General features: G+C 59.0%; 30 protein-coding genes and 1 pseudogene. 10 read left to right on the top strand and 21 right to left on the bottom strand.

What is annotated here, in order from left to right; all coding sequences use genetic code 11:
* Positions 1–11 precede the first annotated feature (11 nt).
* The 3 genes from FHT87_RS19325 to FHT87_RS19315 are packed head-to-tail and all read right to left on the bottom strand — an operon-like array spanning position 12 to position 2,951.
* Positions 12–1,925, bottom strand: a complete 1,914-nt coding sequence (locus tag FHT87_RS19325) for an AAA family ATPase (protein WP_183804313.1) — start codon at positions 1,923–1,925, stop codon at positions 12–14.
* A complete protein-coding gene (locus FHT87_RS19320; protein WP_183804310.1) occupies positions 1,912–2,436 on the bottom strand; it encodes an ABC-three component system middle component 5 in 525 nt (174 codons plus the stop codon). Before FHT87_RS19320 ends, FHT87_RS19325 begins: the two co-directional genes overlap by 14 nt.
* Positions 2,436–2,951, bottom strand: coding sequence for an ABC-three component system protein (locus FHT87_RS19315; RefSeq protein ID WP_183804307.1), 516 nt, complete (start codon positions 2,949–2,951; stop codon positions 2,436–2,438). The genes FHT87_RS19320 and FHT87_RS19315 overlap by 1 nt, the downstream gene beginning before the upstream one ends.
* A gap of 234 nt (positions 2,952–3,185) precedes the next feature.
* On the opposite strand from FHT87_RS19315, the gene FHT87_RS19310 reads away from it, so the two are divergent.
* The 3 genes from FHT87_RS19310 (at position 3,186) to FHT87_RS19300 (ending at position 5,042) form a co-directional block, all read left to right on the top strand.
* Entirely contained in the window at positions 3,186–3,653 is a 468-nt protein-coding gene (locus FHT87_RS19310; protein ID WP_183804304.1) for a DUF3828 domain-containing protein, read from the top strand.
* A gap of 376 nt (positions 3,654–4,029) precedes the next feature.
* Positions 4,030–4,392, top strand: coding sequence for a hypothetical protein (locus FHT87_RS19305; protein WP_183804300.1), 363 nt, complete (start codon positions 4,030–4,032; stop codon positions 4,390–4,392).
* Positions 4,393–4,655: 263 nt separating this feature from the next.
* Positions 4,656–5,042: a GNAT family N-acetyltransferase gene (locus FHT87_RS19300; RefSeq protein WP_183804297.1), complete on the top strand. Its 387-nt coding sequence runs from the start codon at positions 4,656–4,658 to the stop codon at positions 5,040–5,042.
* 109 nt (positions 5,043–5,151) lie between these two features.
* Here FHT87_RS19300 and FHT87_RS19295 read toward each other — a convergent pair whose 3' ends face one another.
* Complete coding sequence (locus tag FHT87_RS19295; protein ID WP_183804294.1) at positions 5,152–5,760, bottom strand: DNA polymerase III subunit epsilon; 609 nt, start codon at positions 5,758–5,760, stop codon at positions 5,152–5,154.
* A gap of 240 nt (positions 5,761–6,000) precedes the next feature.
* On the opposite strand from FHT87_RS19295, the pseudogene FHT87_RS19290 reads away from it, so the two are divergent.
* A pseudogene (locus FHT87_RS19290) lies at positions 6,001–6,268 on the top strand (GIY-YIG nuclease family protein).
* A 200-nt stretch (positions 6,269–6,468) separates the two neighbouring features.
* Here FHT87_RS19290 and FHT87_RS19285 read toward each other — a convergent pair.
* The gene (locus tag FHT87_RS19285; protein ID WP_183804291.1) at positions 6,469–6,792 is read right to left on the bottom strand and encodes a hypothetical protein; all 324 of its coding nucleotides are present in this window, start codon (positions 6,790–6,792) and stop codon (positions 6,469–6,471) included.
* Between the two features lie 404 nt (positions 6,793–7,196).
* Between FHT87_RS19285 and FHT87_RS19280 the strand changes: the two genes are divergently transcribed.
* Positions 7,197–7,844: a pyridoxamine 5'-phosphate oxidase family protein gene (locus FHT87_RS19280; protein WP_183804288.1), complete on the top strand. Its 648-nt coding sequence runs from the start codon at positions 7,197–7,199 to the stop codon at positions 7,842–7,844.
* Between the two features lie 81 nt (positions 7,845–7,925).
* Here the strand turns inward: FHT87_RS19280 and FHT87_RS19275 are convergent, their stop codons facing one another.
* Together FHT87_RS19275 and FHT87_RS19270 are read right to left on the bottom strand one after the other, a co-directional pair.
* Positions 7,926–8,534 carry a J domain-containing protein gene (locus tag FHT87_RS19275; RefSeq protein ID WP_210277895.1) on the bottom strand — a complete coding sequence of 203 codons (609 nt, stop codon included), beginning with the start codon at positions 8,532–8,534 and terminating at the stop codon, positions 7,926–7,928.
* Between the two features lie 244 nt (positions 8,535–8,778).
* The gene (locus tag FHT87_RS19270; RefSeq protein WP_183804286.1) at positions 8,779–9,057 is read right to left on the bottom strand and encodes a hypothetical protein; all 279 of its coding nucleotides are present in this window, start codon (positions 9,055–9,057) and stop codon (positions 8,779–8,781) included.
* A 150-nt stretch (positions 9,058–9,207) separates the two neighbouring features.
* On the opposite strand from FHT87_RS19270, the gene FHT87_RS19265 reads away from it, so the two are divergent.
* Positions 9,208–9,420, top strand: coding sequence for a cold-shock protein (locus FHT87_RS19265; protein WP_007818490.1), 213 nt, complete (start codon positions 9,208–9,210; stop codon positions 9,418–9,420).
* A gap of 117 nt (positions 9,421–9,537) precedes the next feature.
* Here the strand turns inward: FHT87_RS19265 and FHT87_RS19260 are convergent, their stop codons facing one another.
* From FHT87_RS19260 to FHT87_RS19235, 6 genes are all read right to left on the bottom strand, one after another.
* Complete coding sequence (locus FHT87_RS19260) at positions 9,538–9,825, bottom strand: hypothetical protein (RefSeq protein WP_183734702.1); 288 nt, start codon at positions 9,823–9,825, stop codon at positions 9,538–9,540.
* 143 nt (positions 9,826–9,968) lie between these two features.
* Positions 9,969–10,286 (bottom strand): hypothetical protein, encoded by a 318-nt coding sequence (locus FHT87_RS19255; protein WP_183804284.1) that lies wholly within the window; start codon positions 10,284–10,286, stop codon positions 9,969–9,971.
* Between the two features lie 97 nt (positions 10,287–10,383).
* The gene (locus FHT87_RS19250; protein ID WP_183804282.1) at positions 10,384–10,938 is read right to left on the bottom strand and encodes an alpha/beta fold hydrolase; all 555 of its coding nucleotides are present in this window, start codon (positions 10,936–10,938) and stop codon (positions 10,384–10,386) included.
* 89 nt (positions 10,939–11,027) lie between these two features.
* Positions 11,028–11,348, bottom strand: coding sequence for a hypothetical protein (locus tag FHT87_RS19245; RefSeq protein ID WP_183734699.1), 321 nt, complete (start codon positions 11,346–11,348; stop codon positions 11,028–11,030).
* A gap of 152 nt (positions 11,349–11,500) precedes the next feature.
* Positions 11,501–12,298 carry a glycosyltransferase family 25 protein gene (locus FHT87_RS19240; protein ID WP_183804278.1) on the bottom strand — a complete coding sequence of 266 codons (798 nt, stop codon included), beginning with the start codon at positions 12,296–12,298 and terminating at the stop codon, positions 11,501–11,503.
* Between the two features lie 123 nt (positions 12,299–12,421).
* Positions 12,422–13,213 carry a YdcF family protein gene (locus tag FHT87_RS19235; RefSeq protein ID WP_246699643.1) on the bottom strand — a complete coding sequence of 264 codons (792 nt, stop codon included), beginning with the start codon at positions 13,211–13,213 and terminating at the stop codon, positions 12,422–12,424.
* Positions 13,214–13,541: 328 nt separating this feature from the next.
* Between FHT87_RS19235 and FHT87_RS19230 the strand changes: the two genes are divergently transcribed.
* The 3 genes from FHT87_RS19230 to FHT87_RS19220 are packed head-to-tail and all read left to right on the top strand — an operon-like array spanning position 13,542 to position 15,462.
* Positions 13,542–14,477: a glycine betaine ABC transporter substrate-binding protein gene (locus FHT87_RS19230; protein WP_183805040.1), complete on the top strand. Its 936-nt coding sequence runs from the start codon at positions 13,542–13,544 to the stop codon at positions 14,475–14,477.
* Positions 14,474–15,133, top strand: coding sequence for a L,D-transpeptidase (locus tag FHT87_RS19225; RefSeq protein WP_183734695.1), 660 nt, complete (start codon positions 14,474–14,476; stop codon positions 15,131–15,133). The genes FHT87_RS19230 and FHT87_RS19225 overlap by 4 nt, the downstream gene beginning before the upstream one ends.
* 20 nt (positions 15,134–15,153) lie before the next feature.
* Positions 15,154–15,462, top strand: a complete 309-nt coding sequence (locus FHT87_RS19220) for a hypothetical protein (RefSeq protein ID WP_348647641.1) — start codon at positions 15,154–15,156, stop codon at positions 15,460–15,462.
* Positions 15,463–15,698: 236 nt separating this feature from the next.
* Here FHT87_RS19220 and FHT87_RS19215 read toward each other — a convergent pair whose 3' ends face one another.
* From FHT87_RS19215 to FHT87_RS19195, 5 genes are all read right to left on the bottom strand, one after another.
* Positions 15,699–16,862 carry a M20 aminoacylase family protein gene (locus FHT87_RS19215; protein WP_183804276.1) on the bottom strand — a complete coding sequence of 388 codons (1,164 nt, stop codon included), beginning with the start codon at positions 16,860–16,862 and terminating at the stop codon, positions 15,699–15,701.
* Positions 16,863–16,995: 133 nt separating this feature from the next.
* Positions 16,996–17,646, bottom strand: coding sequence for a LysE family translocator (locus FHT87_RS19210; RefSeq protein ID WP_183804274.1), 651 nt, complete (start codon positions 17,644–17,646; stop codon positions 16,996–16,998).
* A gap of 100 nt (positions 17,647–17,746) precedes the next feature.
* The gene (locus FHT87_RS19205; RefSeq protein WP_183734691.1) at positions 17,747–17,917 is read right to left on the bottom strand and encodes a hypothetical protein; all 171 of its coding nucleotides are present in this window, start codon (positions 17,915–17,917) and stop codon (positions 17,747–17,749) included.
* Positions 17,918–18,079: 162 nt separating this feature from the next.
* Complete coding sequence (locus FHT87_RS19200) at positions 18,080–18,532, bottom strand: SRPBCC family protein (protein WP_246699642.1); 453 nt, start codon at positions 18,530–18,532, stop codon at positions 18,080–18,082.
* A gap of 84 nt (positions 18,533–18,616) precedes the next feature.
* Positions 18,617–19,180, bottom strand: a complete 564-nt coding sequence (locus FHT87_RS19195; protein ID WP_183804268.1) for a DUF308 domain-containing protein — start codon at positions 19,178–19,180, stop codon at positions 18,617–18,619.
* Between the two features lie 147 nt (positions 19,181–19,327).
* On the opposite strand from FHT87_RS19195, the gene FHT87_RS19190 reads away from it, so the two are divergent.
* Positions 19,328–19,900, top strand: a complete 573-nt coding sequence (locus tag FHT87_RS19190) for a TetR/AcrR family transcriptional regulator (protein ID WP_183804265.1) — start codon at positions 19,328–19,330, stop codon at positions 19,898–19,900.
* Between the two features lie 69 nt (positions 19,901–19,969).
* On the opposite strand, the gene FHT87_RS19185 is transcribed toward FHT87_RS19190, so the two are convergent.
* The 3 genes from FHT87_RS19185 to FHT87_RS19175 form a co-directional block, all read right to left on the bottom strand.
* A complete protein-coding gene (locus FHT87_RS19185) occupies positions 19,970–21,730 on the bottom strand; it encodes an adenylate/guanylate cyclase domain-containing protein (protein WP_183804262.1) in 1,761 nt (586 codons plus the stop codon).
* A gap of 80 nt (positions 21,731–21,810) precedes the next feature.
* Entirely contained in the window at positions 21,811–23,805 is a 1,995-nt protein-coding gene (locus FHT87_RS19180) for a glycosyltransferase (protein WP_183804259.1), read from the bottom strand.
* Entirely contained in the window at positions 23,787–25,019 is a 1,233-nt protein-coding gene (locus FHT87_RS19175) for an HlyD family efflux transporter periplasmic adaptor subunit (RefSeq protein ID WP_183804256.1), read from the bottom strand. Before FHT87_RS19175 ends, FHT87_RS19180 begins: the two co-directional genes overlap by 19 nt.
* Positions 25,020–25,104 lie beyond the last annotated feature (85 nt).

Here is a 25,104-nt window from a genome sequence, read left to right as displayed (position 1 = left end):
TCCACTAATGTCTAAAGTTTCAAAGTTCTATTATCATGAGTATAGAATTCACCAACAGTAATTGACGGATTGTTCAACTCATCAGCTATCATTGACGTAGCAATAATTATCTGGTGATCAGATATCGCACTTTGTGACTTGCTATAAAGGAGCCTTTGAAAATTCTTGCTCCGCTCAGGTTCCATACCCTTGTCCTCTACAGTATCCATAAGAAGAAAGCGCGGATGGGAAAATGTCGAGTCATTGGCCGCAGCGTACATAAAGCCAGCTAGAAAGCTGTTGCGAAGATAGACCATTGAACTGGCCGAAAAGAAAGATTCATCATTCACGGCCAAGCGATCGCCATCAAATTCGAAATTTATTCTGTCAGCAGAAACAAAAGTCGACTGGCGCTCTAGATCTTTTTTCAAGAAGTCCAAGACCTCTTTCTCGATCCGCTCCGCCGCCCTAGCTTTCTGCAAGTGATTACGGCGCTCCTCATTTTCAATTATGACCTTTAACTGATCAATCTCTCTTTCGAGCACGTCCCTGCTCTCGGACAGCTCCGCCAATTCCGTAATAATTGCCTTTTTTGAAGCTAACTCCTCCAGTTGCCGATGGGCATATCCCGCCTCTCTATTCAACTGCCGCAACTCGAGACGAAGCTCTGTTGTCGGTGTGCGAACTGCAACAGTATAGTGACGAGCTGCCTGTCTCCACAACTCGGTTGTAGATTCGATTTTTGACTTCAGATGAGAAATCAAATCTTCCCGACCATGCTGGATTGTGGCCGAATTATCACGTTGACGCGAGTACTCGTTTATCAATTTAAGAACGCGCTGCTGTGTCCGGGAATGATCGTACGGTGATTTACAGAGGCTACAACTTCCCTCTACATGATTGTGCTCCACTGGCGCGAAGCATGAAGGGCAAAACTCAAATGCGATCGCATCCATTTGAGCAATTACGTCTTGTGACTGCTCTAATTCTTTCAGCTTTTTGTCCAACGAAGCAATGAAATCGATCGAATCCAGTCGTTCCAGCTCCGCCTCATCGAGCTCCTGCTTCAATTTGCCAAGCTCGGTCTGCAGTTGGACAACCCTATCGTACGTTTCGTTCTGATCATTCAGGGTTAATCGGTCGTCGAACTGTGTCTTGAATATCTGCTCTTCAAGTTCGCCAATGCGTTGATTTAGTCGGTTCAGGTCACCTTCTAAACGCTCTCGCTCCGCGTTAAGCCACTCAAGTGTGAGTGGATGCCCTTCCCGGCCATGGGTACGAATAAGAAAGCCAATGCGCGAAACCACCTCTTTAAGTTCGGCTTCAGCGTCCTTTTTCCTTATGCGAGCATTGTAGTAAGAGTTGCTGTAAGCACCGCACAAAAGATCGCCGACCGTCTGGCGAGTGATCGCGTCATCAAATCTCTGAGGCCGAAAGATCTTATCAACTGCGCTTAATTGATCCGAGTAAAGCAAGCGCAATATTTGATTCATGGTGATCTTGGTATTGCTCTCACCGTACTGAACCTCCGGGAGCCCGAGATGGCGAAACATCACCTGCGAAAAGCTTTCTGCTGAGCCACGACTAAATGGGTATCGCTCCCATCCTTCAGCAGCCGAGGAGAGCGCCTCATCTATGGGGCCGAAGAAGATGCGCATCGGACGAGAAGCTTTAGGCTCGATGTCACGGGCCAGAGTTACGGAACGACCGTTTAAACGCGCGCCCAAAATAACACTATCGCAGTGCAGTGCGCTTTCCCTCCACTGGGTTTCCAGAAGGTCACCACCCAGCCCAAAAAAAAGAAAATCCATAATTGTTGATTTTCCCGAGCTATTTTGCCCGCGGATAATATTCAGACCTGCGTGAAACTTTTCAGAGAAAACAGGTCGTCCCTTGCTGAAAACTCGCATATCTTCAACAGCGAGATTTGGCTTAAACATAGTCATAACGATACTCTTTCAAACCCGATCTATCCTTAAGACCGGCCTTCCCAGCCAGAGGAATTTTAGGCAACTCTTCTGAAAGGAACAAAATGAGTTCATTGTTTTCTTTGACATAACGCTGGACGCTCTCAAGGAGCCGCTGAGAAAACATATCCAGCTGAATTTGCACGACCCCAGGCAGATCAGTTTCGACGACAAGCTTTTTGGAAAGCATCGCGCTTAAAGCCGCTAACTGGATCGGTTCCATTCGCTCAAACAAAGTAGAGGCGGTGGGGGTGATATCGTACGAGCTTGCTTTGTATCTTCGTAAGAGTTCGTTACGTTTCTTCTGAAAACCCGAGACCGACCTTGGGGCTGTTAAATCGCTCATAAGCCACGGAAAACAAAGATAGAAATCAGATATCTGCAATACACCAAACCGCTGACTATTATCTTGCGAATTCAACAACAACGAAGCAAAACGAAATACGGTATGAAATGGATCGTAGGCCGCTGAGTAAGAGATAGAAAACATCAATGCCACCTAATATAGCAGCGATCCGCGAGCCAAAAAATCATTCCCCTTATATGCGAATGGTTCAGAGTAAAGTGCTCAAATCCCATTCCCATATCGGCGATCGTTGGAACTACGATTTTTTCTTCGACTATTTTTTCCACATCCTGACGGCTCAATGATGATGCGTGGGGGACAATGTGCGTCTCAAAAACCTCGTGAATCCGAGAGAGGAAGTATGCGAACAGCTTTTGCGCAGAAGGAAAGTGTTCAAACTTCACGAGGAGCTTGGAAAAATGCTCTTTCTTCAATTCCGCGAAAGCAACCTCGTCACCTCTCCCAACTTTCTCAAGCTTAGCCTTGAGACCGACAACGGTTTCTCCGGCTCGATTGTTCTCAAACATCTGAAGGTCATCGATGAAACTATTAGTTTTTACGTTATTGCAGATCTCTTCATCGAGTTTCTTAAGCAGATACGTAATCTGAGACGCTTGCGCAGTGCCTGTTGACACTGCGGTCTGTAATTCACCCGCCATTGTCCCCCTCTCGAATCCCCACATGCTAGCATAGCATGTAAACACGCGTGGGTTTAACAGCAAGTTTCGAAAGTAGTTATCCGGGTGAATCTTGCATCCTGAAAATCCTTCATTTCTGCGCCCAACTAACGTCTGGAATGGTTGTTGGTCTCTCCTACCATTCTACCACCTTAGAATGCCCTCTACCCCGCCCGCGACTCCTGCTACACATCCCCACCACCAAAAGGAGCCTGTATGCGCCTCCCCACCTTCATCCTCGGCCTCGCCCTGTCCACCTTGATCGCCTCTCCCATTTTCGCCGCCACCTACAGAACCCCAAAGGCCCTCCTCCAAGCCCTCTACAACTTCAACGCCGAGACCGCCTCTGACGACGCCCCTTCGCCCTATTCGGCCTTCTTCTCCGACCACCTGAACGCGCTGTTGCAGGCCGATATCGACAACACGCCGGATGGCGAAGTCGGGGCGATCGATTTCGATCTCGTCATTGCCGGGCAGGATGGCGAGGCGAGCGATCTCAGGATCGGTCAGCCGATCCTGCTGGATAACAGGGCCGAGCTGGAGGTGCAGTTCCGCAACGGCGAAGAGGTGACGCTCTATTATACGCTGGTGAAGGAACATGGCGGCTGGAAGGTGGAGGATATCGCCGACCAGCAGGGCGAGCAGCCGTGGAGTTTGAGTGCCTTGCTGGGGGATGCTCGGTAAGGGTTTTGCCGGGTCGCCCCCTCATCCGCCTGCCGGCACCTTCTCCCCGCCGGGGAGAAGGGGGTGTCGCACCGCCCCCGCCAAACCCGCCCGCCCGTCATTAAAGCCCTACCTGCCCGCCCTGGCTTCTGCTGGCGCCGGCGTTAGCGGGCGCAGCATCAGAACCTGGAGTGACGACGCGCCTTGCCGGGAATGGAACCAAGCTCCCGCCCCGCATTATCGGCCGCTACGCGCCGGCAATCACAGGTGCTGAAGACTGTCGTGAGAAGTTGTGACAAGAAGTGAGCAAAAACTCTGAATTGTGGCAGGCATTCACCAGATTCGATGAACATATCCTGATGGCGGCTACACAGAGCCGTCTTATAGGAAAACGACCATGTCTATGCTTCGTAAGATCGCAGTAACGGGTCTTGTCTCTCTGACCCTCGCAGTTGGCTCCATTGCAACAGTAACGCCCGCGCTGGCGCATGGCGGAGGAGGTCACGGGGGCGAGAGCCATGGCGGAGGAGGCGAGCACATGGGAGGCGAGCACTTTGGAGGAATGGGAATGGGCCACTTCGCCGAAAATCGCGGCGGGGGGTTCTTCGGTCACGACCACTTCGGCCGCGACCACTTCGATGGACGGTTCAGAGATCGTGGAGCCCTTCTGTTCGGCAGCAATGACGACTACGACCGCTGCCAGTGGCAGTGGATGGCAGCGCCTGACGGGCATACAATCAGAGGCGAAGTCTGCTACTGACCGAAGCCGAAGGTCTTGCCAGCGAGCCGGTGACTGGCCCAAACCGGAAACCGGCCCTCGGGCGAGCCTGACGTGATCTCTGCACTCTTGCCGCTGCCTTTCTCCCTGAAAGGCTGCGGCAAGACAACAGGCGCGATTTGGAACAAGAATACGTCCTCCAGCACAAGCAGCTCATCGCATCGTATTTTGCAGAGCGTGCCCGCGGCTGCATTTTCTGTCACTTTGCATGGACAGAAACGCCCGACCAGACCGGACACCGCTCCATGCCAGACATCCGCATCGACCCCTTCCCCTCGCCTGACGAATTCGCCGCGCTCTGGGCCGCCGCCTGGGGCACATCCGAGCCGCCGGATTTCGCCCGCATCCTGCCGCGCAGCCTTGCCCATCTCGGCGCCTATCACGAGGGGCGGCTGATCGGCTTCGTCAATGTCGCCTGGGATGGCGGCATCCATGCCTTCATCCTCGATACCTCAGTGCATCCGGATCTGCGCCGGCAGGGCATTGCGACTGAACTGGTGAAGGAGGCGGTGCGGATCGCCCGTGAGCGCGGGGCGGAATGGTTGCATGTCGATTTCGAGCCGCATCTTGAGGGCTTTTACCGTGCCTGCGGCTTCAGGCCGACCGAGGCGGGGCTGATACGGCTTGGCTAGAGCAATTCCAGCAAAAGTGCACAGTGGCTTTGCGTCCGGAATTGCGTGAAAACAAATAGATAGAGCAATTTTCTATCAGCGGAAAAACCGAAATGCCCTCACCCTTACCTTACGACAGAAGCGGCCGGTAGCCGCCGCCGGGTTCGCGTCTCGTCAGCAGGAAATGCAGGAGATTGGCATAGCCGCGCGCATCATCGATGGCGCGGTGCGTGTGCTCGATATTGCCGAGCCATTCGCGCGGATAATGGGCGATATCGCATTCCCACGGGCTGCGGCCCGTCACACCCGCCACCATCGACAGGATGCAGAGCGGCGGATGCCGGAACAGCCGATCGGCAATCCACGGCCCTTGGAACAGCGGCCGGCCGGTGAAGCGCTTCAGGTAGTGATCGATCCACGGGCCGTCGAGCGCGACGGGATGGGCGGCGAAGATCGGCTCGGCGCCGAAGGATTTCACCCAGGCGGTGAAGCGCGCCATGACCTCGGCAGCGGGCTCGGGATCGGCGGTCGCCGCCGCGAAGGCCTGCGGATGGGCCTGCCAGAAGGCCATGGTCACGGGGTCCCGCCCGGCCCCCTCCAGCGGCTGCAGCACGGCCTCGAACTCGCCGAGCATCTGGCCGGTCTCGGAAACGGCGACGGAGCCGAAGGACAGCATCGAGTGGGTACCCGGTATGGGGCCGTCGAATTCGCAATCGGTGACGATGTAGATATGCGGCACGCGTGGTGTGCTCCCCGGGGCTGTTTTGGTGTCGGGGATGAGCATAGCTGGATATTTGTGGGTTGCCATGGGGGCTGAGTTGTTATGCGGGTTTAGCGTCGGTACTGAGTCGAAAGATAGTACGCCCGGCTGCCCCTCTCCTCCCTCATTCCTGTGCTTGTCACAGGAATCCAGCCGGCTTGCGTCCGCAAGCCGAAAAGACTCTTGAAAAACAGTAGCGGAATAAGCCATCCTTCAACCATGAAGGGTTACGTCTACATCCTCGCGTCAAAGAGTGACGCGCGACATCGCGGGTCGCCTCTTCGAACACCAGAACGAGTTGACGCCGGGTTTCACCTCTCGTTACGGGGTGAAGACACTAGTCTGGTTCGAGGAACATGACCTGCTGACGACGGCGATTACTCGCGAGAAAACGATCAAGAAATGGCCGCGGCAATGGAAGCTCAATCTCATCGAGGAGAATAATCCCGAATGGGAGGATATTTCCTGGCATCCAATGGGGTTGTGAGGCCGTCGGGAGGATAGGAGTCTTCCGCCGCGTGGACACGCGGCTGCTGGATTCCTGTGACAAGCACAGGAATGAGGGAGGATAGGGAAGCGCCCGCGCTTACTCATCCGCCGAGCCCGCTGCACTTGCCCGCACAAAACGCCCGGCCACCTCATGATGACCAGGCATCCTCGACCCGCGCCGTATCAGGCTTCGGGAGATCAGTTATTGTGGGAAGCGCAGGCTTCGTCCATCGGGGTGGCGTTGCTGGTGCCGCCCTGGGTCTGCAGCTTGCCGGTGCCGCTGCTGCTGGCGTGGTCGGGGCAGTCGGGCCTGTTCGTCTTCATGGCGCTGCCGGCCTTCGTGCTGCCGGTCGTGGTCTTGTCCATCGCCATCGGCTTCTTGGCTTTGACGCCCGCGCCGCCACCGGAATCGACGGTGCTCTTGTCGATCGTGGTGCCGGTCGGGGCCGGGTTGGATTGGGCAAAGGCGGGTGTGGCCATGCCGAGGGCGAGCAAAGAGGCTGCGACAATTTTCATACGCATTGGTATTCTCCCAAGTAACCAGTGGTCTATGACTAGGGAACCGCTGATGATGGTGATTGTTCCCTGCCAATTTCCACAGGTCTTTCCCTGATCAGTTCCTGCGCGAACTGTGCGACGGGTTTCAATCAAGCTATATTAGCGAAATTGCACGCGTCGGAGGAGGAGAAGGTCGCGTAAGGACGTGGGGCGGAAACGAGCCGCCACGCCCATCACCTGATCTCAAGCCCGGAAACCCCACCGGGCTTTTTTCTTTGGGAGCCAGCCCGGAACTCCACTTCATGCTTCGGCCACCCGCCGCGAGCGGCCAACCTCCGCAAGGTCGATCCAACTTGATTGCAACGACAATTTACGATATCAAATCTGATGTACGTACATCATTTTAATTTCGAGGGGGGAATATAACGATGGCGTTCGAGTTCAATCCGGAATTTGCCATAGCCGATGAGCAATCTCTTCGAAGCCTGTTCGAGGCGACGCATGCCCTGGCCATACAGAAGTGTCGGGGCACCCTCGGCATACACGCGCAGGAGTTCATCCGGCGCTCGCCCTTTCTGTGCATCGGCACGCAGAATCCTGACGGCAAGGCCGATGTCAGCCCGCGTGGCGACCCTGTCGGCTTCGTCAAAATTCTCGATGAGCGCACGCTGGCGATACCGGACCGGCCCGGCAACAACCGTCTCGATACATTGGTCAATATTCTCGCCAATCCGAGTGTCGGGCTACTGTTCATGATTCCGGGTTTCGACGACACGTTGCGCGTGAATGGACGCGCCGTTCTGACAAGGGATCCTGACCTTCTGGAGAGCATGAGCGTCAACGATCGCCGTCCCAAACTCGCTGTCGTGGTCACGGTGGACGAGGTCTTCATGCATTGCGCCAAGGCATTCCGGCGCTCTCACCTGTGGAGCCCCGAACATCGCCAGGATCGCACCGAGATGCCGTCACTTGTGAAGATCATTCTGGACGAAACATCGGGCGCGCCTGATGACAAGGATGAGCAGCGCAGGATGGATGCCGATCTTGAGGATGCGTATAAGAGGACGCTTTACTGACGGATTGCCGGGGCCGGATGAGGGAGCCACGAGCACAACGTCACCCTATCTTGCACGAGGACATGGAACGAGGGCCACCCCCTACTCCGCAGCCTCCCCGCGCTGCGGCTCCGCCACATCCACCAGTTCCACCTCTTCCACCGGCCCCAGAATCTCTACCTCATACGAATACCCTTCGAGCATCGTATAGGTATGCTCGATCGTCGCGATCTGCTTTTCCGTCTTGCGGATGGCGTCGGCGATGGCTTCGCTGCGGGCACGCATCATGGAGCCGAGCACGTCGGTTTCCGGCCGCCGGCCGAGGCGGTCTATGTGTTTGCGCACGCGGGCGCGGTGGCGTTCGAGCTCCAGGATATGGAAGCGGCTCTTGACGATATCGTCGGAAAGTTTGCGGCGCATGGCGGCGACAGGGTCGAAGCTGCCGGGTTCGCGCTCGTCGAGGATCACCTCGTTGACCAGCGATTCCAGCATCAGCACGCCTTCTAGATCTTTGGGGTCGGCAAGCTGCGGATCGTAGCCGGTATCGTCGTAGACGCGCCGGCGCACGGGATCCTGCAACAGTTCATAGGCGATCTGCAGCCGGTTGAAATGATCGGTATCGCCGCCGGCATCCGGATGCGCGCCCTTGGCGGCCTTGCGCCAGGCAAGCTTGATCGCCTCGCCGGTGGCGTCTCGCTCCAGTCCGAGCATGGCATAGGGATCGATCACGCCGGCACTTCCTTCATTCACTGCTTCGTCCCTCCGAGACCTAACCGCAGGCGGCCACCGCATCAAGCCCCGAAACACCCTGCCATAATTGCGGCCGCTCGGGACGAAATTGTGGAACGCGGCAGATTTTCCCACAGGTGAAGAGTTAACGGGTTCGATTTCCGTTGCTCGTCCTCGGCCTTGTGCATTGCGGCTCGCGGTAAAATGCACTTGCCTGGAAAGCCCGTCACCCGGAAGTTGGCAGCCAACCGCCCTCAGGTTGCAATCCGGTCGCATCCCACAATGAAACACGTGCATCAGCATATGCTAACGCTCCGCCAACCATTTGAATCGTCATCATTTCCCGCAACGCAAAAAACCATGCCACAATATTGCCGCTTGCTTTTTGCCCGAAATGCTGGCACGAACTGCGACACTCGGGCATTTCGCATGCCGGTGACTGGACTGAAGTGGTAATGCCGCGCCGGAGCGCCAATTCCGGCAAGGCGGCATGGGTGACACCCATGCGCGTAGATGTTCTTTCCCCGTACGTGACGTCTCGACTGACCCTTCGCGTCCGGCTTCCAGGGCCGATACGCGAAAGCTAAAGCCGTCCGCCTCCCCACCGCCGGGGGTGCGGATAAACTAACCAGACATGGGAAAAAGGACTATCCCTATGGCCACCAAGGGCACCGTAAAATTCTTCAACCAGGACAAGGGTTTTGGTTTCATCACGCCGGAAGGCGGCGCCAAGGACGTTTTCGTCCACATCTCCGCTCTCCAGGCTTCCGGCATCCAGTCGCTGCGCGAAGGCCAGCAGGTTTCTTTCGACACCGAGCCGGATCGCATGGGCAAAGGCCCGAAGGCCGTCAATATCCAGGCCTTCTGATCTGATTCAGGTCTTTCTGCGTTAAGCAGGCGACGGCGCTCCGCAAGGGGCGCCGTTTTTGTTTTGGGGGTTCGAGAGTGTTGGTCCCCTCACCCTAACCTGACCGGGATTCCGGACTCATCCTTCACCCAGATAGGTTCCGATATATTCGCCACGCTTCCAGAGCGTCGCACGCAGCCGGGCTTCCACCCCATCCGATGTCGCCGCCTGCAGAGACAGCATCTGGTCGGCGATCACCTCACCCGGCTGCAGGATCGCCTCGATGGCAGCCGTTTCCTCCACGGTATCGGCATAGTCGGGCATCGCTTTCAGCCGCAGTTCCGCAAACATTGCCGCTTCGTGCAGCTCGCTGCAGAGCAGGACGAGTTCCGTATCGTCGCTCCGTTGGAGCGGGCAGGCCTGCATGCAAAACTCCCTCTCTGGATATCGCTGCCGTCATAAGGTTGTATCTGCCAACGCCGACAACAATCAAGGAAATTATTCCTATCTTCGATCACGATCCATATCGGCGAGACTTTTTCAGGAACCTTAGCACCGGCACACAACGCTCAGGCCGCCTCGCCGTGGCGCTCCACGAGTTCGGCCCATTCCATCGCTGCGTGGCGTCCGGGCACCGTCTTGTCGTTTTCGATGACGGCGGCGATGCGGCGGAAGAGTTCGTCGACAAAGGGCGCCGGCCGCCCGGATTCGGCATTGCCGGCCGGGCGCAGCATGGTGCCCTCGGCAAGCTGGATGGCCTCGACGCTGAACCCTTCATGATCGCCCGAGAGCTCGGCTGAGCCATAGAGCAGCAGGCCATTGTCGTTCCGGCCAAGGATGGGGATGACGAGCTCGTCGAAATCGAACCGCAGGCTGAAGATGTTCATCGGCCGATGACCTCCTGATGGATGCGCTCCTCGCGGATGAGGATGCAGGAGGATGCGATGCCAATGGTTGAGTGATGGAATGGGCGGGCCTGCCGGCCTATACGGCAAGCGAACGTATATCCTTGGCGATGTCGGCGAGATCATTGTCAAGCTGGTGATCGCGCCCCGGCAGCGAGCAGAGGACGGCATCCGGGATCGCCCTGGCGTAAGCCTCGATATGCGCAAAGGGCACGGTGTCATCATCGCTGCCGTGATAGATGAGCACGGGCAGCCCCTCCGGCAGGCTCTCTGAAAAGTCGTCGTGCCCGGCAATCTCGTCGCTCTCCCATCCGCCCTCGCCCATGAAGGGCGGCGCGATGAGGATGACGGCGCCGGGCTCGAATGCCGGCCACGCCTCGGCAAGCGTGTGGAGAAGCACCGTGCCGCCGAAGGAATGGCCAATCAGGATCGCGCCGTCTTCGAGGGTTTCGAACTCCTTCAGCAAAGCGGCTTTCCACGCCTGATAATGCGGGTCCGCTTCATCGGGCATGCGGGGGTACCGGATGGCATAGGCCTCGCCGAGTTCGCGGGCGAGACTGTCGACGAGCTTGTTATCCCACTCGTCGTGGGTGGTTTCGCCGGCGCCCTGGATGAAGAGGATCTGTGTTGGCATGGATCGCGTTCCCGGTTGTGACCGTCAGGAGATGGGTCGTTACCGGAGCGGGGCAAGGGTCTCGGCCGTCCTTCGGCCCCTTCCCGGCACTATCGCCTTCCGCCGATGCGGCGCATATCCACAACGCGGCCATCACGCTGCCGTATGGAAATCTCAAACTGGCGGTTGCCTCTCCGGGCGTGATAAACGAAGAAACGACCACGGCAGTCGATCCGCCTGACGTCCCTGAAACCACGGCTGCGGATCAGCCTCTCGCCCTGACTGCAGGTAATCCCTCTGCCGCTGTTGAGATTGGTGCCGACGCTGATGGAGATCTGGGCCTGCGCGCTTGCTTCGGTCGGCACGGATATTGATGGGACCGACAGGCCGACAGCCAGCGCCAGTGACAGAAACAACGATGATCTGGACAAGGCATCCTCCCCTTGGATAACGGGTTTCGAACACATCACACTCGTTTATCCGCGGAATTATACAACCATGAGGATAGGAGCGATAGAGGGTCGCTCCCTGCTCGCGGGATATCTGAGAGAAGGCGACGGTAAAGATTGGAGACGGCACAGCGTCAAACGGATTTCACCACCCCGGCCTTGAACCTCGACCGATCGACGCGAACATCCCTCTTCTGCCCCACGAACAGGCCGACAACGAGGTTTCTCGCCTTGATGCTTTCGAGCTCCAGTCGCCGCGCGAGCTTGCGCATTTTGCTGAGCGGCAGGAAGACCAGATCCTTTTCCGGGCGCACGAAGTCGGCGCTTTCGGCCTCATCCTCCAGAAACCGCTGCTGGATGACCGGCGCCGGCTCGATCTGGTAGGCGGCAAGCCAGGAGCGATGCCAGAAATGCGCATCGATCAGCGAATAGGTCGTGGTTTCCGCAAGCATGCGTTTTGCAGCCTCGGGGCCGATGATATAGCCCGCGAGCCCCACCCGGTTCTGATAGACGCGGGTCGCGCCAAAACCGCCCGCCGCGTCCCGCCAGGCGGGCCTGCGATTGAGGATATGGCGGCGCGGGGCGAATTCGAGGTCGTAGACACTGTTCCAGGCATCGTTGCGGGCTTCGATATTGTCGAGAACCAGCGTGATATCGTCAGACAGCACCGCATCATCTTCGAGGATGAGCATTTTGGCGCCATGCGCGATCACCGCCTGCCAGGCCTTGCGGTGCGACAGGAAGCAGGCAATGTCCTGCCGGCGGGTCGGGCTCGGCCAGTTGCTGGCAGCCGTCTGGCATTCCTCGGCCGTGAGATCGGCAGCTTCGAACGCATCGAGAAATTCGAAGGACAGGCCGAGTGCCGCCAGTTGACGGGTCTGGAAGCTCCGCCGGACCTCTTCCGCCTTGCGGCTGATGATCAATATTCTCAATCGAACTCCCCGGCACCGAAAACCTGCTGTGTCAGCGCAAACATATAGCTATGTTCCGATGCGAGCAAAAGCGGACCGCCGGCGGGCGGCACAAGTTTTTCAGGATCCCTTCAGCCTGCATGCTCACTGCGGATAAAGGGTCGCAACGCGCCCGGCGAAATAATAGGCGACGATGCCGATCCATTCCCGCACGCCAGTGCTCAGAAGCCCGGCATTGATGAGCGGATAGGCGACCGTCACCTTCAGGCCCTCCTCCCCGGTCGTGCGGTAATCGGCGACCCAGGGGGTGACGTCCATGCCGAGATTGCGGAAGATCGCCACGGCCCGCGGCATATGGAAACCCGAGGTCACGAGCAGGCAGTGGGTGAGGTTCAGCCGCTGCAGGATCGCCCGGACATTTGTGGCGTTTTCATAGGTATCGCGCGACTCCGCGTCATATTCGACCCTGTTTGGATCGATATGGAAATCATTGAACATCCGGCGGATGACATCCGCCTCCGTCATGGCGACACCTTCGAGGCTGCCATCGCCGCCGGACATGATGATCTTCGCATTGGGAAAGAGGCCCGCAAGCCGCACCGTCTCGATATAGCGGTCGCCGCCGTCATCGAGATCGTAACCGCCCCGCGCCCCATCGACCAACGTCGGGATGCCACCGCCGAGCACGATGACGCAGGCGGCATCGGCGGGTGCGGCCGGCCGCGGAAAGCGGTCTTCGAGCTCCTGCACGATCAGCGCGCCCGATGTGGTGTAGAAGCTCACGAAGACGAGCGCGAGCGACACCAGCCCGGCGGCGATGGCGAGCCGCCGGAAGGAAAAGAGCATCAGGAGCACGCTGAGCGCCATCAGAAGGAAGCAGATCGTCACCGGCTGGGAAACGATCCAGAAAATCTTGGCGAAGACAAACATCGGCATGCTGGGGTCCTGCTGAAACGCGGCCACGAAAACCTAATTGGGGATTCGGGGCAAGTGTGGTTTTGAGGTAAAGCGGGAATAACTGAGGAAAGGGTGTGCCGTGTGGACACCCCCTCTCAGGCCAGAGGGGGTGCCACAAAGCACTGCGGCAGCTTGCGCCCTCCCATTCCACTTCGCCCCACGAATTTACGCCGAAGTTTACGGTAACGTACTTCCCCGCCATGGGCGTGATGTGTTTAGGACTTCAACCAGCTGGGGAGCGGGAGGAGTTTCTGTGAGACATCGTCAGGAAGAGAATCCGCAACCACATCGCCTTCATGCCGCGGCCATGCTTGCCGCGATGACCTTTATCCTGTCGGGCGCCGCACATGGCGTCCAGGCCGCCGATCTCGTCATCGCCGTGCCGAACTGGCCGTCCGGCCAGGCAACCGCCAATATCCTCAAGGTCGCGATCGGCAAGACATTCGGCCTCGAGGCCGGCCTGCGCGAAATGGGAGAACTCAATGCCTTCGCCGCGCTCGAAACCGGTGAACTCGATATCCATCCGGAGGTCTGGCGGCCGAACCTCGATGCGGCGATCGAAAAATATGTCGATGCGAAGAAGGCGGTGGTGCTGGCAAAACGCGCCGTTCCCGCCTGGCAGGGCCTCTGCGCCACCGAAGACGCGGAAAAGGCCGGCATCAAGAGCATCAAGGACCTGTCCGACCCGCAAAAAGGTGCGCTGCTCGACACCGATGGCGATGGCCGCGGCGAGCTCTGGATCGGCGCTGCCACCTGGACCTCGGCGAGCGTCGAGCGCATCCGCGCCTTGAGCTACGGCTACGCCAAAAATCTGGCCCTCGTGGAGACGGAAGAGGATGTCGGCATGGCCGCCGTCGATGCGGCCGTCGCCACCAGCCGGCCGATGGTCTTTGCCTGCTACGCGCCGCACAATGTCTTCGAACTGCACAAGGTGACGCGGCTGAAGGAGCCGGCCTACGATCCCGCAAAATGGAAGATCGCGCCCGGCAGCGATCCCCTGTGGATCGAGCATTCGAAGGCGGATACCGCCTGGCCGCCCTCCGAATTCCACATCGCCTGGTCGGCCTCCTTCGGTCAGAAACATGCTGACATCGCCGCCTTTCTGGAGAAGGTCGATCTGACGCCCGAGGAAGTGACTGCCATGACCTACGCGCTGCAGGTGGAGCGCCAACCGCCTGCCGACTATGCGGAAAAATGGGTGGCCGGGAACGCCGCCCGCATTGAAGGGTGGGCAAAGCCATGAGCCGGATCCTACAGAAAGCCGCCCTCGCCACCTTGGTGCTGACCCTCGCCGCCTATGTCGCCCTTGCGGCCGGCACGCAGATCTACGATCCGAAGACCAGGAAGTGGGTCGATTACGACAAGAACACGGCACGCAAATATTTCGCCCGCAACAAGCAGGTTCCGGATGCCTTCCGCCGGCAGGTCGTGACCTTCCGCACGGCGGAAGAGCCGGGCACGATCATCATCGACGGCAACCAGCATTTCCTCTATCTGGTGCAGCCCGGCGGCCAGGCGATCCGCTACGGCATCGGGGTCGGACGCGAAGGCTTCGGCTGGGCCGGCATCGTGCGCGTGGGGCGCACGGCCGAATGGCCGACCTGGACCCCGCCCGCCGAAATGGTGGCCCGCGACCCGAATGCCGCCAAATGGGCGGCCGGACAGCCCGGTGGCCCCGACAATCCGCTCGGCGCCCGCGCGCTCTATCTCTATGCGGGCGATGCCGACACGATCTACCGCATCCATGGCACGCCGGAATCCTGGTCGATCGGCCTCGACGTGTCCTCGGGCTGCATTCGCTTGAACAATGACGACATCATCGACCTGCACTCGCGCATAAAGGTCGGCGCGAAAGTCATCGTGCTGATGCAGGGCGCGGCCCTCTATAAGGGCGTCTGAAACGGGGGAAAGATATGCACATGTCCTTGAAGAGCCGGCCGCTTCCGGCCCTGCTCCTTTGCTCGATCGCAGCACTCGCCGCCTGCCAGTCCGCCCCGCCGCCAGACCAGATGTCGCGCACGGCGGTCGAGACCGCCCCCGCCGACCTGCAGCTGCTCTGCGCCGATGCCGCCGCCAAACAGGCCGGCCTCGACAGGGCAAAAGTCCTGCCGACAGGCTCGCGCCCGGTCGAAGCCGGCGGCTTCAGCGTCGATCTCGATGCCTCCGGCCGCAAGTTCGCCTGCGTCATCGACAGGACGGGCGTGGTGAAGAGCGTTCAGGCTGCGTAGGGGTGGTGGCAACCATCGATGCTGGAGGGTGCGGTACCCCCCTCTGTCCTGCCGGGCATCTCCCCCACAAGGGTGGAGATTGGCTGGGAGCGCCGGCTTCCCCAAACAAGCAGCGTTGCAAACTGCGCAACGTCAGCAATGTGCGAAGCTCAAGCCGCTTGCCGATCTCCACCCTTGTGGGGGAGATGTCCGGCAGGACAGAGGGGGTGCCCCACGGCACTACCTCTCCAACATCCCTACTTCCCTCCAAGCTCCTGCCCGACCAGCGACAGCCAATAGCGCACCCCATGTGCAATCGCCTTGTCGTTGAAATCATAGGCCGGATGGTGCAGACCCGCACTGTCCCCGTTGCCGATCAGGATCATCGCGCCGGGCCGCTTTTCCAGCATGTAGGAGAAATCCTCCGCCCCCATCGACGGCTCGTAAGCCGCATCCACCCGGCCCTCGCCGGCGACGCGCCGAGCCGCCGCAACGATCGCCGACGTCCTGCCGGCATCGTTGACCGTGACCGGATAGCCTGGCCGCCAGTCGATCTCTGCTTCCGTCTCAAAGAGCTTCGCCGTGCCATGCACGATCTCGCGGAACCGCTGCTCGACGGCCTTTCTCGTTTCCGGCTGCATGGTGCGGATCGTGCCGCCGAGGCGCACGGAGGCGGGAATGACGTTCAGCGCTTTGTCGTTGCCGGCTTCCGAGAAGGTGACGGAGACGACGACAGGGTCAAAGGGATCGGTGAAGCGCGATGCGATCGATTGCAGCGCCGTGACCATATGGGCGCTGACGAGAACAGGATCGCGCGTCATGTTCGGCGAGGCCGCATGCCCGCCCTTGCCGTTGATGGTGATGACGAAACGGTCGGCGCCCGCCATGAAGGGGCCTGCGCGCGTGGCAAAGGAACCGATCTCCAGGCCCGGCTCGTTATGCATGCCGTAGACCTCGTCGATGCCGAAACGCTCCAGCAGCCCCTCCTCGATCATAACCCGCGCTCCGCCGCCGCCCTCCTCCGCAGGCTGGAAGATCAGCACGACCTTGCCGGCGAAATCCCTGTCTTCGACAAGGCACCTGGCGGTGGCAAGCAGCATGGCGGTGTGCCCGTCATGGCCGCAGGCATGCATGCGGTTGGCATTTCTGGAGGCATAGGGAAGATTGGTCTGCTCCGACATCGGCAGCGCATCCATGTCGCAGCGAAGCGCAATCGTCTTGCCGGGGCCTCTGCTGCCCTCGATGACGGCAACGACGCCGGTCTTGGCAAGCCCCGTGGTAATATTCTCGCAGCCGAATTCGGCAAGCTTGCCCGCCACGAAAGCCGCCGTCTCCGGCAGATCGAAGAGCAGTTCCGGATTCTGATGAATATGACGGCGCCAGCCCTTGGCCTCTTCGGCGACGGCTTCGATAGTGCTCATGATGGGATCCTCGTATGGATGGCGGGTGCGGACGATCGCGACAAGGCTGGATGGGTGACGCAACACTAGGCCGCGAGCCTATAAAGGCGAACGGCGAGCCGTTTAGGGCGACTTCCGGGAAAGTCATGCCGGCCTATTTCTTCTGATTGCCCGCAAAAGCGGCCGTCAAGCCAAGGCCGATATAGACGAAACCGCTGACCCAACGTTCAGTCTTGAGATAGACGGGACTGCGCTTCAGCCAATTGCCGGCCGTACCCGCGACAAGTGCATAGCTGCCGTCAGTCAGAACGCCAATCGCTGTATAGAGAATCCCGAGAAAAGCGACCTGCGCTGCCACATGGCCACGGTCGATCTCAACGAACTGCGGCAGGAAGGCAAGAAAGAACAGCGCTGTCTTCGGATTGAGGAGGTTGACTATGAAGCCCTCACGAAAGAGGCGCATGCGGCTCCACGCTGCTAAATCACTCTCGACGTCGGACATGTCCGACGGGCCGAAGAGCTTCTTGACGCCAAGCCAAATCAGGTAGGCCGCGCCGGCATACTTCACGACGCTGAAGGCGAGCGCGGACGACGCCAGGAGCGCCGACAGCCCCACGGCAGCGGCGACGACATGAACAAGTGTAGCGGTGTGGATGCCGAGGATCGACACGAGGCCGGCAGAACGGCCCTGCTCGACCGAGCGCGCGAAGATGTAAAGGACGGCCGGTCCCGGCACGAGAAGCAGCACCAGCGTGGCGCTGACGAACAGGCTGAGATTGGTTGCACTGGGAATTGCCAGATCCATTGATGTCTTGCCCTGTTTCCTGTTCCTGTAGCGATAGCATTGGACCGCATCCAAGGCGAGACAAACCTGCGGCGTTATCGCCCAAAGTACCCGGTATCACTCAAATCCCGATCCCTGCGATCGGCACCGGCTTCGGAATCCGCTTGAGAATATCGGCCAGGTTCGTCTTCGACAGCCGGGAAACGAGCAAGGCCTCGGCATCGTCGAGCGCCGCCTCCACGCTGCCGAGCAATGCATGCTCGATGGCGCAGCCCAGCGGGTTTTTCCTCACCCTCGACGCCCATGCGCAAAAACCGCTCGCCGAGCGCCGGTGGACGAATCCAAGCGGTCAGGCATCCACCACTTCAATAACCAGCTTCTTGCCTGACCGCGTCGGCTTCACCCGTTTCGCAAGGAAACAACGATCATTGCCGAAGTGAGCAATGCAACCCGGCTAAGCTTTCGGGACCACGCGCGCGTCCGGCGCGTAGTCCATGACGAGATTGGGCTCGATGCCGTGCTCAAGGTAGAACTTCATGGCTGCCAGGAGATATGTGAACCCTTCGGTGGAATTTATCGCCTCGTCCACTCCGCCGGAAAAACCCCAGTTTTTAACGGTTACAAAGGTTTGGCCGTTGCCTTTGGCCTCAAACGTCCATTCGACGAAACTCGGGTTCTCAGGCCCATTCCACTCGATCAGGATTCGCTTGTTCTGCTCGATTTCCTTTACGTCGGCGATTGTATGTACGCCGTACATCTCCCAATCCCATCGGATTTTCTTCCCTGCTTCCAACGGTCCGGCACCGCGGGAAAACCAGAAATGAGACGTGATTGCAGGATCGATCAGCGACCGGAAAACCTCTGTGACCGGCTTTCGGATTGTCATCTGTGCCCTGGCGACCGGCATCCGCATTCCCTCCCCACGATTTGCGCTGCATGTCGAACGCATCTCGATGGGGAATGTTCCTGCATGGTGCGGGACTGCGCCCCGTCACCCCTGCACAGCCGCCTTCCGATAGGCCGCAACCGTCATCCACACAGCCGACAGCAGGAAATAGAAGGCACCGAACCCCGCATAGGGCGCAATGTCGAGAATGCTCGGCGGCGTGGCTGCGAATGACTTGCCGATCATGAAGCCGCCGGCGAGCGCCGATTGTGCGCCGCTGAGCACCATCACCCATTGCGCGCCGTAAATACGCCAGCGGCGAACGGCAGCCGAAAGCTGCAGGAGGCCGGAGAGGATCGCCCAGACGCCGAAGACGGCAAGCACGGCATAGGTGCTGTTCAGGACGGCGATGATGACGGCAAGCGTCGTGATCGTGCTGACGGCGACGTTGAGAGACTGGGCGGGATTGGCCTTCAGGCCGCCGTTGACCCTGGCATCCACGAGGTTCGCCACCGCATCCCAGGCCGGATAGATGACGAGCAGTACGGAGGCGAGCGCCGATTGCCCGCTGACGAGAATGGCGGCGATGATCCAGCCGATCGAAAACAGCGCGCGAACGAAATAATAGGATCGCAACCAGCTCGATTGCGGGGAAGATTGATTCTGCATGATAGGCTCCTTGGTTTGCCATCCTACTAGTAGGTAGGCATAATCAGAGAGTCAATCCGCGTTCGCATTGGCGCCAACACAGGTTCGTGAAATCGCGCCAAATCCCACCAGCTTGACAGCCTCCCTACCAGAAGGTAGGGAGGCAGCATGGAACAGACGACCTCGGAAAGAATACTGGACGTGGCGCAGTCTCTCGTCGTGGCGGGAGGCTATAATGGCTTCAGCTATGCCGATATTTCCGATGCGATCGGCATCCGCAAGGCGAGCATCCACCACCATTTCCCCACCAAGGCCGAACTGGTGCAGGTCCTGGTCGACCGCTACACGCAGCACGCCGAAGCCGGCCTGACCTCGCTTGGCCAACACGTCCCCGGCCCTGCCGAGCAGCTGCAGGCCTATCTGAACTACTGGCAGACCTGCATTCTCGACGCGTCGGAGCCTTTCTGCGTCTGCGCCATGCTCGCCTGCGAAATGCAGATGCTGCCCGACACTGTCGCGTCGCACGTGCGCCGGCATTTCGAGAACCTGGCCGCCTGGCTGGCATCGGTACTGAAAGCCGGCGCGGAGCAGAAACTCTTCCGCCTGAACGGATCGCCCGAGGAGGAAGCCCAGATCCTCATGGCCTGCGTCCACGGCGCCATGCTGTCCGCCCGCGCGCTCGGCGACCCCAGCCTGTTTGCCGCGATCGTCGGCCCGCAGATCGCCAGACTCAAGGCGTAGAAGCAGCCGCCACGTCATCCCGATGGACCACATGCGTAAAGCCTGATGGCATCTGCGCTCTGGCGATCATCATCTCAGCGAGAGTGATTTCTTCCTGGCTGCGGCCTTGCGCGGCGTCAACGGCAGGCCTGCATCGCAATTGCGCACAACAAGGGTTTCCGTGACGGACTCGTCCGCATAGGTTTCCTGCATCCGGATGTAGACCGCCGACAGGCTCGGATCGAGGGAAAGGGCCTGCCGAACCAGGAATTCCGCCTTTCCAGCATCGCCGCAGGCCATGCTCGCGGCAACCTGGTAGAGCGACTTGCGCCTGGTCTGGAAGGGCAGCGTCAGGGCGACGCGCATCATGTCTTCGAAACGGCCGAGCGCGTAGAGGGCCGCCACCCGCTCTTCGGTGATCCAGACCGGCAGGAACGGATCGAGCGTCTCCGCACGATCGAGCATGTCGAGGGCATGCTCGGCCTCCCCGGCATAGACATAGAACGCCGCGCTGCGGCCAAGAATATAGGCGTCGTTCGGAGCGAGTTCGTGGGCACGAATGTGGTGATAACGTGCCGAAACGAAGTCGCCTGACTTCATCTTGATGGCGCCCATGATGCGATGGGCTTCCGGGTCGGACGGGTCGAGGGCGAGCGCATGTGCCACCTGCTGTTCGGCTTTGTCCATGTCGAAGTTCGGCAGATTGCTCCATGAGCAGACATGCATTGCGAAGGGACGGCCGAAACCCGGGTCGGCCGCCATTGCCCGCTCGAACCAGGCCATGGCTTCGTGTATGTGAATATCCGACACGCCAATCAGGCGGTGATGGTCGAGACCGCGCAGATAATACTCATAGGCCGTCATGTTCTCCGGGCGCTTCAGCCGTGCGGCGGCAAGTTCCGACTGCTCGATCCGTCCGGACACGGTTGCTGCAACACGGGCGATGATCTCGTCCAGCACATCGAGCAATTCGCCAAACGGACGCTTGATGCGGTCCGACCAGATGACGAGGCCTTCGCATGTCTCGGTCAGCGCGATATTGACCCTGAGGTCGTCGCCCACCTGCCGGATCGAGCCGCTGATGACGTAGCCGACGCCGAGAAGGCGGCCGATCTCGACCGGGTCTTTCGTCGTCAACGCGGTTGCCGCCGAACGCGAACTGACGAACAAACCCCTGAGGCGGCTGAGTTCGAGCGTCAGGTCATCGGTAATGCCTTCCGCCAGGAAACACTGATCTGCGACGGCGCCGGGCGCCACGTCGAAGCGCGCCACTGCGATCGAGTTGGTCCGGGGAGATTGGGCGGCACTGGGGGCGGATCGCGTCGGGGCGAACTGAAAGACGTGACGGTCCACCAGTTCGGTGACCCGGTAAATCCGGATCGGCTCGAGAATTCCCTTCAGCCGCCGTTCGCCGAGATCTTCGAATCCGCAAGGCGAGATCCGGCGGACCTGGTCGTAAAGCAGGCCTGAAACCTCGATTGCGCCAGGCGGCGCAGACGCCTCGATGCGCGCGGCGAGATTCACCCCGTCGCCGCGCAGGTCCGAGCCGACGACGACGACATCGGCAAGATGGAGGCCGAACCGCATGTCGCCGCCGCTCGATCCGGGAAGAGCAGCGATCTCCGCCCGCGCCTCGATGGCGGACCTCAGCGCATTGACGGGGCTGGCGAACTCGGCGAGCAGGCCATCGCCCGCCGTGCTGAAGACACGGCCGTCATGGCGCTGGACAATCATGCGAACAGTCTCGAGGACGGTGTCGATCCGGGTAATCGCTCCTTCCTCGTCCGTTTCCATCGCGGAGGTGGAACCGACGAAATCCCCGACCATGATCGTAGCCAGCTTGCGCTGCATTCTCGATCCCTCCCCGCGACAGAAGCACGCGATTACACAATGTAGCACATTCGCGGGGCTGGATGTTTTTTGACGGTCGACTACAACGTGCGCGTCCGTCCGAACGACCGCAGAAGAAGATTAAGAGAGACCGCGACTTTATCGATGTCGGGAATGTCCTGCGAATATCGACCGGTGTAGAGTTTCACAATCATGCTGTCGCGAGCAGAGCCACTGAGTTCGAAATACAGATGCAGGTAGTAAGATTGCCTGTCACCGCTGCGACTTATGCTCCTGCGCCGTTGGGTGACCTGTCTGAGCTCTGATTTGAACGGAGCAAAGCCGGGCAGTTTAAGCACGACGGATTTGGATTGAAATCGGGCCATGGTCGGGACTGCAACGACCGCCTTGTCCAGTGCCAAACTTACGATTTGGCCACGGACATCGTCTACTATAGCGGGTTCATCGAGCTTGAACGCATGAAACAGGCGCCGGGGCTTCTCAAAGCAGATGAGTGACGCGATGAGCAAGACGACGATATTGATACCTGACCACCAGGCCGCGACCGGTGAAAACTGGCCTTGCACATGCGACGTTTCCGGTACGATGTTGACCAGCAGACCAAGGACGGTGGCCGCGATCAGGCTTGCGATCCAAACGAAGCTGTAGCGGTCGAACTGGTTCGACTCGTTGCCGCTGCCCTTCGGCGTCACCCTGAACGGCTTGCCAAATGGTCGCACCAGGCTGGAGACCACGGTAGGCAACATACGGAATGCCGCAAAGGTCCCGACGGCACTGGAAACCACAGGCAGATAGCGCGTCGGGGTAATCCACAGCATAAGCAGAAAATACGCCGCCAGCAGCGGCACCTGGTGCGCCACATAATCGGCTATGTCAGTGAAATAAAGCGGGATCAGGCCGAGCCAGAGATAGACGATGGGAACGAGTAATATCGTGAAACGGACCAGGTACTGCACGAGCCATGATGCCGGCAGGAACATGATCCGTTGAAAGAGCGTCAATCCCGGGCCGCGCAACGGGCCATTGTACAGGTAAAGAGTTTGAATACCCCCCTGGCACCACCGTTCGCGCTGCACAAAATAACCGGTGAGGTTTTCGGCAGCCAGTCCCATCGACAGCCGCTCGTTCAGATAGCGCGTCTTGTAGCCTTTGTTGAGCATCGAAAGAGTTGTCAGCAGGTCTTCCGTGATCGACTCCGTCGGAAACCCTCCTATGGCGTCAATGGCCTTGCGGCGGGCAATCGAGCATGACCCGCAGCAGAAACTGACGTCCCAGGCGTCTCGGCTGGGCGCGATCTCGTCGAAGAACAAGCGCTGCTCGTCCGGCCAGATATTCTCCAAGCCCAGGTTCGATTGCACCGGATCGACATTGAAGAAATGTTGAGGTGTCTGGACGATGCCGATGCTGTCGTCACAAAAGAAGGGCAGCGTTCGGCGAAGGAAATGTCGATAAGGGACAAAATCGGCGTCGAAGACCGCGATAAACTCACCCGAGCTGACCTTCAGCCCATTGTTCATATTGCCCGCTTTGGCGTGCTTGTTGTCGCCGCGCGTGACGTGGATGGCGTTCTTCTCTTCGCAATAGGCCTTCAGCCAATCCCGGCGTTGATCGTCAAGCACATACACATTCAATTTGTCCGAAGGATAATCCAGCGAGAGGGCGCCGATGATGGTTCGTTCGAGCACGTCGAGCGGCTCATTATAGGTGGGAATGAAAACATCGACAGTCGGAAGTTCACGCTGCCCTCGCGCAAAGAAAACGCGAGCCAGCCTGTCCGCTTCTGCGCTCCGGTCGACGTAGCGGCTCATCAATACCAGAAAAAGGATGACCTCGACGCACGCCAGAATCTCCACGACGAAGAGGATCCAAACCCAGTAGAAATTCGCACCGTCGTTGGGATAGGGAAGCACTGTCTCCGTCAAGCGCCAGAACATGTATCGCAATGCGACTGCTGCGACAAACGCGCAGGTCACCGCCCGCGTCCAGGTGTGATGGCGCGACCAATTGAACGGCCCCAGTAAAAAAAAGGCTAAAACGAAAAAAGTCGGAAGCAGCGCTACAAGATACTGAACCACAGGCTTTTGACCCAGTTGGACACGTCGATGCGATGCTTGGAAAACCGTACCTGCACTGTGCGCCCCACTTGGCAGAAGTTCGCAAAATCCTCGTTCATGAAGGATGGATCGAGGTGGACCCGAATGCGAGCGTTACGCTGTGTCGATGGCGGTAAACTGGCTGCAAAGGAATCGATCTCGACAGCCGCCGAGCTGCCTCTCACAGAAATGACCGTGCCCTTGAAGACATCACTGCGCCCGAACAAGCGCACCTGCGCGACAAGTCCCGGGTAGATCTCGTCGTAGTTGATCTCTGGAACAAGGATATCCACAAACAGCTCTCGACAGTCGAGGAGGCGCATCAGCTCGTTGTTCAGCACGACGTTCGAACCGTTGACGATACTCCTGCTCCAGACAACGCCGTCGAACGGCGCTGTTGCGGTTGCGGATTCAAGGCTTCTGACGCGATTTTCCTCTTCGACCAGCTGCTTTTGGGCTTCGGCGGCGCGTGTCTCATTTTCCGCTATGCGTGAGTTCAGGTCGTTGATGCGAACGATAACTTCGTCCTCGCGTTGTCGCGAATAAGGCACATCATTCTGTCCGTCGCCGAAGACAAAGATACCCTGGCGAACCGCATCGAGCCTTTGTTGCAATTGATCGACGGTTAGATTGCTGATTTCGACTTCGCCGCCGGTCGCAACTCCCGCAGCGCGCGCAGCCTCCACCAGTTTCTGCGTAAGAATGCCTTTTGACTCGAGCTCCATCCGACGGTTCAGGTCGACCTGCGCGACCAGATCCTGCGCTTGCGACACCACGACTTTCTTCCGCAGGATTTCGACTTCGCGTTCGAGGTTGGCAATGGTAGTCTGCCTGTAGACCTCCAATCTGGCAGATAATTCTTCGCGAAGCGCGGAAAGCTCCGCCCGCTCCTTTTTAAGTGCCGCGACGCGGTCGAGCGCCGTGTTGTGATCTGCCTCGAGCGAAGCGAGGATTGCGCGATTGACGCGCGTATTTCTGATTTCTGCGAGGGATTGTCCCGCGCTGACAGGGCTGCCGACCTTGAGGGGTTCATCTGCAATCGTGCCGTCGATAGGAGCATTAACAACAGCGAACCGCGCGTTGACGGTGCCATCAAGGCTCGTAAAGCCGGTGATCGCTGGCAATGAGACGACAGCGATGATTGCCAGCAGCAGCAGACCGACAGTGATGCGTGTGATGCGATGGTTCCAGATCATGGTGTCATCCGAAGGTATCGCTTCAGCATCCATTGACCTACGATCTGGCGCAATGAATGCAACTAAATCTTGCATTATTTAGCGC

Origin of the sequence: Rhizobium sp. BK316 (assembly GCF_014193695.1) — a bacterium.
Lineage (GTDB): Bacteria > Pseudomonadota > Alphaproteobacteria > Rhizobiales > Rhizobiaceae > Rhizobium.
Note: the sequence above shows the minus strand (reverse complement) of the source record. Positions and strands in the feature narration are given on the sequence as shown.